The sequence below is a fragment of the Paenibacillus agaridevorans genome (assembly GCF_003112455.1).
GTDB lineage: Bacteria > Bacillota > Bacilli > Paenibacillales > Paenibacillaceae > Pristimantibacillus > Pristimantibacillus agaridevorans.
Window position 1 is genome coordinate 8,197 of sequence record NZ_BDQX01000041.1, and the last position, 11,068, is coordinate 19,264.

Consider the following 11,068-nt stretch of genomic DNA (forward strand, 5'->3'; position numbering starts at 1 on the left):
CTTGACCATGTCGGCAATCCGGGCCATCGCCTTCTTCGTGCCTCGCACTTTGTCTACCGCATGGATGCCGCCCTCCGAATCCAACGACAGAATCGGCTTAATATTGAGAATCGAACCGATCAGCGCCGAGGCGCGACCGAGCCGTCCGCCCTTGTGCAGGTGATCCAGGCTGTCAACCAGGAAGTAGATCGTCAGATCGGCCCGCAGCCGCTGAACCTCCGCCAGAATGCTCTCCTTGTCGCTGCCTGCCAGAGCCATCTCCGCAGCGCGCACAACCAGCGTTCCGATGCCGTAAGAAGCGGACTTGGAATCGACGACCGTAATGTCCGCCTCTTGCTCCAGCATCGATTGCGCGATCGTCGCGGACTGATAAGTGCCGCTCAGGCACGCGGCCAGATGAATGGATATAATCGGCGAGTCCGGGTCCTCCTGAAGCAGCCGTTCGTATGCCTCGGAGAATTCCATAGGCGAAGGCTGGGACGTGGTTGGAAGAGTCTGCGCAAGCTTCAGCTTCGTGTAGAATTGATCCGCCGTAATCGTCACGGCATCCACATAAGTTTCTTCGCCGAACAGCACCTTGAGCGGAACCATCGTAATCCCGAGCTTCTTCCGAAGCTCCGCGGGTATATCCGCCGTGCTGTCGGTTACAATTCTTACATTGCCCATAGCAACCCCTCCACCGAATACTTAATCAATGTTATTCTACCGCGAACAAGTATGGATACAGCGGCTGCCCGCCGGGCTGTACTTCGATCTCCAGATCGGGATATTCCCCTTCCGCCCACTCGCATAACGTAGCGGTAAGCTCGGCCTCGGCTTCGGCTCCGGCTATGACGGTCAGCAGCTCTCCGCCGCCTTCCAGCATGCTGCCCAGCAATTGCTGGCACGCTGCAAGCAGGTCGCCATCGGAAACGACGATGGCCTTCTCCTTGATGCCTATATAATCGCCTTCCCGAATATCTACGCCATCGATGGAGGTGTCGCGAACGGACTTCGTCACTTGGCCGGAGACGACCGCCTCCGCCGCGCCTTTCATCCAGTCGCGATTGCGCTCCGGCCGCTGGTCTTCCTTAAAAGCGAGCACGGCAGCAAGCCCTTGCGGGATTGTGCGCGTCGGAATGACGGTCACGTTGCTATTGGACAGCTCCGCCGCCTGCTCGGCGGCAAGAATGATATTGCCGTTGTTCGGAAGCAGAAAAATATGGTCCGCGGCAAGCGCTTCGATCGCCTTGAGGAAGTCCTCCGTGCTGGGATTCATCGTCTGTCCGCCGGATAATACCGTATCCACGTCGCTCGCCAGAAACATCTCGGCTATGCCTTCTCCCATTGCAACGGCAATAATGCCGTACGGTGCGCGTTCGAACGCTTGCACAGGCGTGACTTCGCTCGCTGCTTGTCCCGACAGCAGCTCTGCCCCGGACAGATCCGCGGATCCGATCGAACCCGCGATGACGGCATCATGCTCGACGATATCGCGATGCTGCTCCCGCATGTTCAGAATATGGATATCGGTAAGCTCCCCGTAAGGAAGCGATAAATTGAAGACATCGCCGGGACGGCGCGAATGGACATGCACTTTGATCACATCGTCGTCCACGATGACGAGAATGGAGTCTCCATCCTTCTCGAGCGCCTTTTTGTAAGCGGATTCATCAAAAAACATCATGGATTTACCGCTTCGGGTACGATTGATAAAAAATTCCATGTCGTACAGAAATTCAATGTCCTCCGTTGCGAGACGCGCTTGCGCGGAGCTTGGTTCCGCTCTTCGTTCGCTCGGCTTCGGGACGGGCATCGGCACTTCCTCCGGCATTGCGGCTTCCGTCGCGACATACATTGGATCCATGTCATGACCCGACTCCAGATCGGTCAAATAACGGACGAATCCTTCGTAGATGTATACGAGACCTTGACCGCCGGAGTCCACTACGCCGACCTGCTTAAGAACAGGCAGCTGATCCGGAGTCCGCTGCAATGCCTCATCCGCTCTGCGATGCAGCTCTCTGATCAAGTCGGGCACCTCGCTGTTGCGTCTGGCGTATTGAACCGCATGTTTTGCGCCTTCCTTAGCTACTGTCAGAATCGTGCCCTCTACCGGCTTTACTACGGCCTTGTACGCCATATCTACGCCGTATTGAAGAGCTGCAGCCAAATCTGCAGCCGTTGCTTCTTTCAAAGTCGCAAGCGATTTCGCGAAGCCCCGGAACAACTGGGACAGAATTACGCCGGAATTGCCGCGCGCGCCCATCAGCAAGCCCTTCGACAACGCCTCCGCCGCTTTGCCGATGTCTTCGGACGGTCTGGATCGCAGCTCTCTGACCCCGGAGCTCATCGTCAAATTCATATTCGTGCCGGTGTCGCCGTCAGGCACAGGAAATACGTTTAATGCGTTTACGCGTTCCGCGTTGTGCTGCAATAGCTCCGCTCCGAGCAATGCCATGCCGGCAAGATCCGATCCGTTAATAGAGCGCTTACCCAATGAAAATTCCCCTTCCCGCTACCTGGATACCCTTACGTCTTGTACAAATATATGGACTTCATTCACCTGTAAGCCAATGACATTATTCAGGACGTACTTCACCTTGGATTGAATGTTGTGCGCCACTTCGGAAATCTTCGTTCCGTAGCTTACGATAATATGGAGGTCGATATGCAGTCCGTCATTCTCGCGCCGCACTTCAACGCCGCGGGACATATTCTCCCGTCCAAGCAACTCCGCGATCCCGTCTTTGAGTCCTTTGCGCGAAGCCATTCCTACAAGTCCATAACAATCCATAGCCGCCGAGCCGGCCAAAACGGCAATGCAATGATCGGTAACATGAACGGAACCTAGTTCGGTGCTTAGCTGCAGTGACATGGAAATTCACTCCTTACTGTTATCTATTATGGACTAAGAACCATTGTACTATAAACAAACGTGATATTGAAGTCCGTACAACAATTCCCCCATGAACCTATAGATTTGGCTTGAACGGAATGGAAGTTTATGATACGATATTCAAGTGTGTTTAATAAGAGTGGTCTCTCGAAGTTGATTTTGTCTCTGGCAAAATGTTAAGGAGGTGTAGTCATGTCCCGCAAATGTTATCTCACTGGCAAATCGCCGCGTCAAGGCAATAACGTTTCCCACGCGAACAACAAGACACGTCGTTCTTGGGGCGTCAATGTGCAGAAGGTGCGCATTCTTGTAGACGGCAAGCCTAAGCGCGTTTATGTCAGCGCTCGCGCGTTGAAATCCGGTAAAGTTACTCGCGTATAATCATGGCTCACGCCATAGACAAAAGCACCTGAGCGCTCAGGTGCTTTTATTTTTCGCTTTTCCCTCATATCTTGGTTGAATGGACCAGGCTGCGCGCTGCATCGGCATTAACTTTTTTGGAACGTATTCAAAATCGCTTTGACAAATCCGCCCAGAAATTTCGGCAGTTTTATTGTATAGAATTTCATGCCTCATCCCTCCTCAGACACGCTCATGAAATTGATCCGTGACCTATCCCGCGCTCATGTAACCATCCTATGCGAATATTCCATGTCCTATTCCAACCGAAGCCTGGCAATCGCCGCAAACGCAAGCAACCGCTCCCGATAGAACGGGAGCGGTTATTTGTCGCATCGGCCGATTAAGCCGGGATAGGGTTGTCCTTGATGTACACATACATGGCGTAACATAACGCTGCGAGAAAGTAGAATACGATGGCAAGCACAATAAAGGCGACACGCAAGCCGACCGTCTCGAACCGGCGAAAAAAACGGATGCCGATATAAAGCGCCAGCAAGGAAAAAACGTATTTGATCAGATCGGGAATATTCGCGAACAAAGCAAGCGAAACGCCGGCCAAAAACGAATACAAGATGACCCAGAAGCTCGTACGTACAGAATCCTTCAACCTTGTCCCTCCCTAGCGCAGCGCCGCGATTGCGGCAGCGCGGTCTTGCTGGGCGAATACGGCGTTGCCGGCCACCAGCACGTTCGCGCCCGCCTCGCGCACGAGCGGAGCCGTCTCCGCGTTAATGCCGCCGTCTACTTGCACGTGTACGCCTTCGAGTCCTCGCTCCGTGAGCATCGATTTCACTTGGCGCAGCTTAACGAGAGAATACGGAATGAACGATTGGCCGCCGAACCCCGGATTTACCGTCATAATAAGCACCAGATCCAGGTCGTGAATGACAGGCTCCAGAAGAGAGACAGGAGTGCCGGGATTAAGGGCGACGCCCGCGGGCAGTCCTTTCTCCTTAATGGAGTGAACGGTGCGGTGCAGATGCGTACAGGTCTCCGCATGAACCGTGATGCGATCGGCCCCGGCAGCGATGTAATCGTGGAGCGACAGCTCCGGCCGTTCGATCATGAGATGGACATCGAACGGCAGCGTAGTGGCGGAGCGCACTGCGGCGATGACGGGCGGTCCGAACGTAAGATTCGGTACGAAGTGCCCGTCCATTACATCCACGTGAATCCAATCCCCGCCGGCCGCCTCTGCAGCCGCGATCTCCTCGCCGAGCCTCGAGAAATCAGCCGATAAAATGGAAGGAGCGATAATCGTCATGTTCGTTAGTACCTCCGTTTAATATCTTTCATTTCCTCCAGAAACAACAAGTAGTTATCGTAACGACTCCGCTCGATGTCTCCATCCTCCAGCGCCGACAGCACCGCGCAGCCCGGTTCGTGGACATGCGTGCAGCCCCGGAACTTGCAAGAAGGGGACAGCTCTCGCATCTCCACGAAACAGTAGCCAAGATCCTCGATGCCAAGCTCGCCGAAGTCAAGCTGGCTAAAGCCCGGAGTATCCGCGACGTAACCGCCGCCGATGTCTACAAGCTCCACATGGCGAGTTGTATGTTTGCCGCGCCCCAACCGATTGCTTATTTCGTTGGTTTCCAGCGTCAGCCCCGGCACGATCGCGTTAAGGAGCGAAGATTTGCCAACTCCGGATTGCCCTGCGAATACGGCAAGATGCCCCCGGAGTCTTGCTTGCAGCTCCTCGATGCCGGAATGCTTGCGGGAGCTTGTCCCGAACACCTCGTAGCCCAGCTTCCGATAGATGCGCTGAACGGAAGAAGCCGCTTCCGCGGCCTCCTCCGTCATTTCTCCCTCGGCTTCCAGATCCCGCTTGCTCAGGCACAAAACCGCCGGGATGCCGGCATGCTCGATATGAACGAGAAACTTATCCAGCAATTGAAGGTTAAGCACAGGCTCCGTCACGGAAAAGACGAGGATGGCTACATCGATGTTGGCCACGGGCGGACGTATGAGCTCGGAGGAACGCTCGCGCAACTCCGTGACCGTTCCTTCGCCGTTTTCCGTCAAGACGTAGGCAACGCGGTCTCCAACCAGCGGGCTGAGGCCGCGTTTCTTGAACACGCCTCTCGCCCTGCATTGCACGGTGTCTCCGGAGTCATTCTCGTCGTCCTTCACGTAATAGTAGCCGCTTAACGCTTTGACGATTCTGCCTTCTCGACTGTCGCCGGCTACAACGGGCTCCCTATTGTCCTCCGGCGTTTTCTTCGCCTTCCGTTCCATTTTCGCCATTGCTGTTATCTACCTCCGCTTGCACTTCCTGATCGTCTCCCGGAGCTTCCGTTTGCGGCGGCTCCGTTGCTTCCGAGCCTGGTATGTTCAGGTTCGGCGAATCGTTGCCTGTTCCGATTTCGTCGTAATGGATTTCCACCGTATCCATGAATTGATTGTCGCGCATGACCGTCACTCGCGCTACCGTGTCGGGCGACAGAATAACGGTTACTGGAATATCGACGGTACTGTTGATCGTCCGTTTGACGCCTTCGATATTCTCGCCCGTAGCGTCGGAATACATGATTTTCACTTCGCTTGATTTGCCCGATTGCGCAGGGGATATCCGAACGTTGAATTGGTACGTTTTGGAATCCGCCGGCGGCCCGGAGCTGACGCGCAAAACGATCTTGGTCCCTTTCGGAACTTGATCACCGGGATTGTAGTTTTCTACTTTGATGACATGATCTTTCTCATGCAAATAACTAGCCTCGTAGATGGTATCGGACTCTTCGAATACAAGCTCCTTGGATTTTAGCCAGCTTTTGGCGTCCTTGAGGCGCATATCGGCAAGGTCCTCCATTAGCACCGTCTCTCGACCCATGCTAACGACGAACGACACCTCTGCCGTTTCGGGATTGAGCTCCGCGCCCTCATCCGGCGTTTGCTCCAGAATCGTGCCGGCCTCTTCCTCGCTGTGTTCTTCCGTCACCTTGATGCGGTCTTCCGTAATGCCCAAGGCGATCAGCTCATCCTTGGCGGCCTGCAGCTTTTGGCCGACATAGGATTTCAACACTTTCAATTCGGGTCCATCACTAATGGACAGCTCGATAAAAGTATTCTTTTTGACCCGAATATTTTTCTTGGATTGTTCGAATACCTCGCCTTTCGGGATATCCTTCTGGTATTCCCGGGTGACGGGCTCCTTGACACGAAGGCCGTCTTCCTCCAACTTCGCCCGGGCATCCTTTTCCGTCATCCCGATGACATAAGGCACATCTACCTCGCCGGGATCCAACTGGCCCAGCACCCATCGGAAGCCCAGGAGCAGCAACGCGAGGAGCAGCAAAGTAATGCCCACCACCAGCAAAGGTTTCTTCCAGCCTTTCGGCCGTTTCTCCTCCTCCTGCCAATTCACGCTCGTCGTATCGCTGACGGTCGCCTTGGACTCGCTGCGCACGGCTGTATCCGACGACGCAGCAGCTACGCTTCCGCGAATGGCCGGCATAACCCGCGTCTCCTCCAGATCATGATTGACCGTAAACTCGGCGCGCGGCTCGTTTAGACGATCCGGCCGCAGGCAGGTATCAAGGTCAAGGAACATCTCGTGGGCGGAGCCGTAACGTTCTGCCGGGTTTTTGCGCATCGACTTCAAAATAACATTCTCTACGCTCTGAGGAATGTGCGGGTTGACGACGCGCGGCTCCTCGAACGGCTCCTGAAGATGTTTGAGCGCTACGCTGATGGGACTTTCTCCAAAAAACGGAAGTTTGGCCGTCAGCATCTGATACAAGACGATCCCCAGGGAATACAGATCGGACTTCTCGCCGGTATTAATGCCCTTGGCATGCTCGGGAGAGAAATAATGGACCGATCCGATAACGGAGCCCGTTTGCGTAATGGTCGACGACGTCACCGCGCGGGCGATGCCGAAGTCCGTTACCTTGACTCTGCCGTTGTTCCCGATAAGTATATTATGAGGCTTGATGTCTCTATGGATAATATGATTTTGATGGGCATGATCTAGCGCGTCGCAGATCTGCATGGCGATGCGCACCGCTTCGTCCGTCTGGAGCGGCGCTCTCTCCTGAATAATCTCGTTCAGATTGCTTCCTTCGATATACTCCATGACGATGTAGTGGATATCGTCTTCCTGACCTACATCGTAGATGCTGACAACATTCGGGTGCGATAATGCCGCAGCCGACTGCGCCTCGCGGCGAAACCGGCGAATGAATTCTTCATCGCCCACGAATTGCTGCCTCAGTACTTTAACCGCGACATAGCGGTTGAGCAACACGTCGTGCGCTTTGTATACCAGCGCCATGCCGCCCCCGCCGACGCGGGTTATGATTTCGTAACGTCCTGCCAAATCATGTCCGATCATGCACTCGCTCCTCTCGCTTCGCCAGTGCGCTGCTCTTGCAGAAGCACGACCGTAATATTGTCGTCTCCTCCGCCCTCAAGCGCCAGCTGAATGAGATGATCCGCCTTCGCTTCCAGTTCCTGCGATGGATCCGCCACCACCTCGGCGATCTGACCCTCACTGACCATGTTCGTCAAGCCGTCGCTGCATAGCAGCAGCACGTCTTCCGGATACCATTCGATCGACTGGACGTCGATCTCCACCTCGGGATCGGTGCCGATTGCCCTTGTCAGCACATTACGGCGCGGATGATGAACGGCTTCCTCGGCGCTCAGTTGACCAGACTTCACGAGCTCATTCACTAACGAATGATCCATCGTGAGCTGCTCCATGCCGTTCCCTCCTATACGATAAGCGCGGCTGTCCCCTACATGGCCGATGACGGCCGTACCCGGCAACATCAAGACTGCAACGACCGTAGTTCCCATATTATGATATCGTTCGTTGCGCGATGCCATCGCATAGATCGTCTCGTTTGCCTCCGCAATCGCCTGGCGAATCAGCATCTTGCCCTCCGCTGCGGATAGGGACGCCTTGTCTGCATGCTGCTCGAAGGCGCCGCGGAACGTATCGACGGCCGTCTGGCTGGCCACATCGCCGGCTTGATGACCGCCCATCCCGTCTGCCACCATGGCAATCGCGATGCCGCCGCCGAGCGCGCCTACCCAGCACTGGTCTTCGTTCACCTGGCGCACTCGTCCGATATTACTAAGAGTTGCCGTTAACAACGCTCATCACCTCGTCGTAGACTCCATATGTTTGGCACGCAGCTGTCCGCATGCCGCCGCAATGTCATGACCCTGCTCCCGTCTGATCGTCACGTTGATGCCGTTGCGGTCCAGAATGCGCTGGAATTCGAAAATATCCTCGCGCGGCGTCCGGACGTAATTGCGTTCGGGCACGTGATTAACCGGGATAAGATTAACGTGACAGAGCAGATCCTTAAGCACGTCGGCCAGCTCTTGCGCATGCTCCGCCTGATCGTTAACGCCTCCAATCAAAGCGTATTCGAACGTAATCCGGCGACCGGTCTTCGCGATGTAATAGCGGCAGGCCTCCATAACGTCTTCGAACGGAAAACGGCGGTTGACCGGCATCAGCTTTGAGCGGAGCTTGTCGTTAGGCGCATGGATGGACAGCGCCAGATTGATCTGCGTATTCTCATCCGCGAACTTGTACATGCTTGGCACGATGCCGCTTGTCGATACGGTAATATGTCGCTGACCGATATTGAGCCCTTTCTCATGAATCATGAGGCGCAGAAACGTCATCGTTGCTTCGTAGTTCTCGAAAGGCTCGCCGGAGCCCATAATCACGATGCTGGAGACGCGCTCGCCCGTAGCGTCCAGCATCTGCTGGGCCGTGACGACCTGAGCCACGATCTCGCCAGCGGTTAAGTTGCGCTTTAGTCCGCCGAGCGTAGAGGCGCAGAACGTACAACCGATCCGGCAGCCGACCTGCGTGGTCACGCAAATGCTGTTGCCATAGTTGTGACGCATAATAACCGTCTCGATCGCATGAGCGTCGTGCAAACCGAACAGAAATTTAACCGTGCCGTCCTTGGACTCGAACTTCGTAATTTCGGTAAGCGTAATAAACTGGAACTCGGCCTCCAGTTTGTCGCGCAGCGCCTTGGGCAGGTTGGACATCTCCTCGAAGCTCTTTACGCGCTTTACATAGATCCAATCGAACAGCTGATCGCCGCGGAAAGCGGGCTCGCCGTTCTCCTTCATCCAATCCTTCAAGTCTTCCAGCGTATAGTCATAAATAATGGGTTTCATTTTCATCACACCTGTATCTGCAAAGTAGACGGCATTAATTTTCGGGAGCTCCGATTCCCGGCCTGTCGCCGTCGTCGATTTATTTTACCACAAACGCCCAAGCCAAGCCATCAACGGACTCTCGACATGCGCGCGATAAAGAAGCCGTCGCTTCCGTAATGCTGCGGCAGCAACTGCAGCTGCCCCTCGAAGGAGCCCTCAATGAGTCCCGCTTCGCGAAACGTCGCCAGCAGCTCCTCCGGCCATTCGGGATCCAATTGGAATTCGGCATGGTCTTTCAGAAACGCGGCGACTTGCTCCTCGTTCTCCGCCCGCTCCATCGTGCAAGTGCTGTAGACGAGCGTGCCGCCAGGCTTGACCAGGCCGCAGACAGACTCCAGCAGCTTGCGCTGCACGGCGCAAATCTCCGCGATGTCGCCTTCGGTCTTCGTCCACTTGATCTCCGGCTTGCGCCGGATGACGCCGAAGCCCGAACATGGCGCGTCCAGCAGCACCGCGTCCATGGATTCCGGAGCGAAACGCTCGCCGAGCGTCGAGGCGTCGCCGGTGATGGCTTCGACGTTGCGAAGCTTGAGCCGCTCCGTCTGCTGTACGATCAGCTCGCGCTTGTGCACATGCAGATCATTGGCCCATATCTTGCCCTTGCCTTCCATCAGCTCCGCCAGATGCGCGCTCTTGCCTCCTGGCGCCGCGCAGCAATCCAGCACCTTCATGCCCGCGCTGGGATTTACCACCTCGGCGACTAACATCGAGCTCTCGTCCTGGAGCGACCAGCGTCCCGATAGGAAGCCGGCCATATCTGCCAGATGGCCCCCGGATTCCACGACTATACCGGCCGGCGCAAGCGCGGAAGGTTTCGCTTCCAATCCTGCTTCGCCAAGCTCTGCCAGAAGCTCTTCCCGGCTTCCTTGCAGCGGGTTGACGCGGATGCTGGCATGCGGAGAACGATTGCCCGCCTCGCAGATGCTCTCGGCAACTTCGTATCCGTATGCGTCCGCCCAGCGGCGGACGAGCCACTCCGGATAGGAGTGGCGCAGCGCGATCGTCGCGATGGGATCGTCCAGTTTAATGCGGGACGGCGTCAGCTCGGAGCGGCCGCGATCCATGCTTCGCAGCACGCCGTTTACCATGCCGGATATGCCTGCATGGCCTCGGCGCTTTGCGATAGAGACGGCTTCGTTAACCGCCGCGTGGGGCGGAATGCGATCCAGATAAAGCAGCTGATAGGCGCTCATTCTCAAAAGCTGATGCACCCAGGGCTGTAGCTTGGCCACACCCTTGGCGACGAACTTGTCAAGCCAATGATCCAGCGTCGCCTGCCGCCCTATCGTGCCGTAGACCAGCTCCGTCGCAAGCGCGGCGTCAGGCCTCGACAGCTCGGAGTCCTGCAGAGCTCGCTTAAGCTGCAGATTGCTGTACGCGCCGCTTCCCGCGACTTTGGTGAGTATATCCAGGGCAATCTCGCGAGGCGTGACCTGACGGCGAGAAGCGGGAGCAACGCCGGTCCGGCCGGCATGGCTTCGCGTTTGCGCTTGTGCCCCGCGCTGTCCGCCCGGCTTGCCCGTCTTGGCGCCTTGACCGCCTTTGGAGCGGCCGCCTGCGCTGCCTGCGCTCCTTGCGGCCGATTTGCCGGTT

At 56.1% G+C, this 11,068-nt stretch carries 12 protein-coding genes; 1 reads left to right on the forward strand and 11 read right to left on the reverse strand.

The genetic code is table 11. The features are described from left to right. From fakB to PAT3040_RS04025, 3 genes are all read right to left on the reverse strand, one after another. Positions 1-666: DegV family protein (gene fakB, locus PAT3040_RS04015; protein WP_108991628.1), on the reverse strand; the 666-nt coding region annotated here is incomplete at its 3' end. Positions 667-697: 31 nt separating this feature from the next. Next, complete coding sequence (gene fakA, locus PAT3040_RS04020) at positions 698-2,479, reverse strand: fatty acid kinase ATP-binding subunit FakA (RefSeq protein WP_507763364.1); 1,782 nt, start codon at positions 2,477-2,479, stop codon at positions 698-700. Between the two features lie 18 nt (positions 2,480-2,497). Further along, positions 2,498-2,857 (reverse strand): Asp23/Gls24 family envelope stress response protein, encoded by a 360-nt coding sequence (locus PAT3040_RS04025; protein WP_087567787.1) that lies wholly within the window; start codon positions 2,855-2,857, stop codon positions 2,498-2,500. Positions 2,858-3,070: 213 nt separating this feature from the next. Here PAT3040_RS04025 and rpmB point away from each other — a divergent pair, with 213 nt between their 5' ends. After that, positions 3,071-3,259 carry a 50S ribosomal protein L28 gene (gene rpmB, locus PAT3040_RS04030; RefSeq protein ID WP_068683988.1) on the forward strand — a complete coding sequence of 63 codons (189 nt, stop codon included), beginning with the start codon at positions 3,071-3,073 and terminating at the stop codon, positions 3,257-3,259. A gap of 107 nt (positions 3,260-3,366) precedes the next feature. Here rpmB and spoVM read toward each other — a convergent pair whose 3' ends face one another. The 8 genes from spoVM to rsmB form a co-directional block, all read right to left on the reverse strand. Continuing rightward, positions 3,367-3,447, reverse strand: a complete 81-nt coding sequence (spoVM, locus tag PAT3040_RS04035; RefSeq protein ID WP_040711006.1) for a stage V sporulation protein SpoVM — start codon at positions 3,445-3,447, stop codon at positions 3,367-3,369. 173 nt (positions 3,448-3,620) lie between these two features. Further along, a complete protein-coding gene (locus PAT3040_RS04040) occupies positions 3,621-3,887 on the reverse strand; it encodes a hypothetical protein (protein WP_246608618.1) in 267 nt (88 codons plus the stop codon). A gap of 12 nt (positions 3,888-3,899) precedes the next feature. After that, positions 3,900-4,544: a ribulose-phosphate 3-epimerase gene (gene rpe / locus PAT3040_RS04045; RefSeq protein WP_108991629.1), complete on the reverse strand. Its 645-nt coding sequence runs from the start codon at positions 4,542-4,544 to the stop codon at positions 3,900-3,902. 5 nt (positions 4,545-4,549) lie between these two features. Then, positions 4,550-5,518 (reverse strand): ribosome small subunit-dependent GTPase A, encoded by a 969-nt coding sequence (gene rsgA / locus PAT3040_RS04050; protein WP_108991663.1) that lies wholly within the window; start codon positions 5,516-5,518, stop codon positions 4,550-4,552. Further along, positions 5,481-7,613, reverse strand: coding sequence for a Stk1 family PASTA domain-containing Ser/Thr kinase (gene pknB / locus PAT3040_RS04055; RefSeq protein WP_108991630.1), 2,133 nt, complete (start codon positions 7,611-7,613; stop codon positions 5,481-5,483). Before pknB ends, rsgA begins: the two co-directional genes overlap by 38 nt. Beyond that, positions 7,610-8,380 (reverse strand): Stp1/IreP family PP2C-type Ser/Thr phosphatase, encoded by a 771-nt coding sequence (locus PAT3040_RS04060; protein WP_087567784.1) that lies wholly within the window; start codon positions 8,378-8,380, stop codon positions 7,610-7,612. Before PAT3040_RS04060 ends, pknB begins: the two co-directional genes overlap by 4 nt. Positions 8,381-8,386: 6 nt before the next feature. Beyond that, complete coding sequence (gene rlmN, locus PAT3040_RS04065; protein ID WP_087567783.1) at positions 8,387-9,433, reverse strand: dual-specificity RNA methyltransferase RlmN; 1,047 nt, start codon at positions 9,431-9,433, stop codon at positions 8,387-8,389. A gap of 110 nt (positions 9,434-9,543) precedes the next feature. Further along, entirely contained in the window at positions 9,544-10,893 is a 1,350-nt protein-coding gene (rsmB, locus tag PAT3040_RS04070; protein WP_108991631.1) for a 16S rRNA (cytosine(967)-C(5))-methyltransferase RsmB, read from the reverse strand. Positions 10,894-11,068 lie beyond the last annotated feature (175 nt).

What these genes read in the sequence shown, in the direction of transcription:
- pknB (WP_108991630.1), bottom strand. Translation starts at nt 7,613, where the DNA reads ATGATCGGACATGATTTGGCAGGACGTTACGAAATCATAACCCGCGTC.
- PAT3040_RS04025 (WP_087567787.1), bottom strand. Translation starts at nt 2,857, where the DNA reads ATGTCACTGCAGCTAAGCACCGAACTAGGTTCCGTTCATGTTACCGAT.
- rlmN (WP_087567783.1), bottom strand. Translation starts at nt 9,433, where the DNA reads ATGAAACCCATTATTTATGACTATACGCTGGAAGACTTGAAGGATTGG.
- rpe (WP_108991629.1), bottom strand. Translation starts at nt 4,544, where the DNA reads ATGACGATTATCGCTCCTTCCATTTTATCGGCTGATTTCTCGAGGCTC.
- rsgA (WP_108991663.1), bottom strand. Translation starts at nt 5,518, where the DNA reads ATGGAACGGAAGGCGAAGAAAACGCCGGAGGACAATAGGGAGCCCGTT.
- spoVM (WP_040711006.1), bottom strand. Translation starts at nt 3,447, where the DNA reads ATGAAATTCTATACAATAAAACTGCCGAAATTTCTGGGCGGATTTGTC.
- rpmB (WP_068683988.1), top strand. Translation starts at nt 3,071, where the DNA reads ATGTCCCGCAAATGTTATCTCACTGGCAAATCGCCGCGTCAAGGCAAT.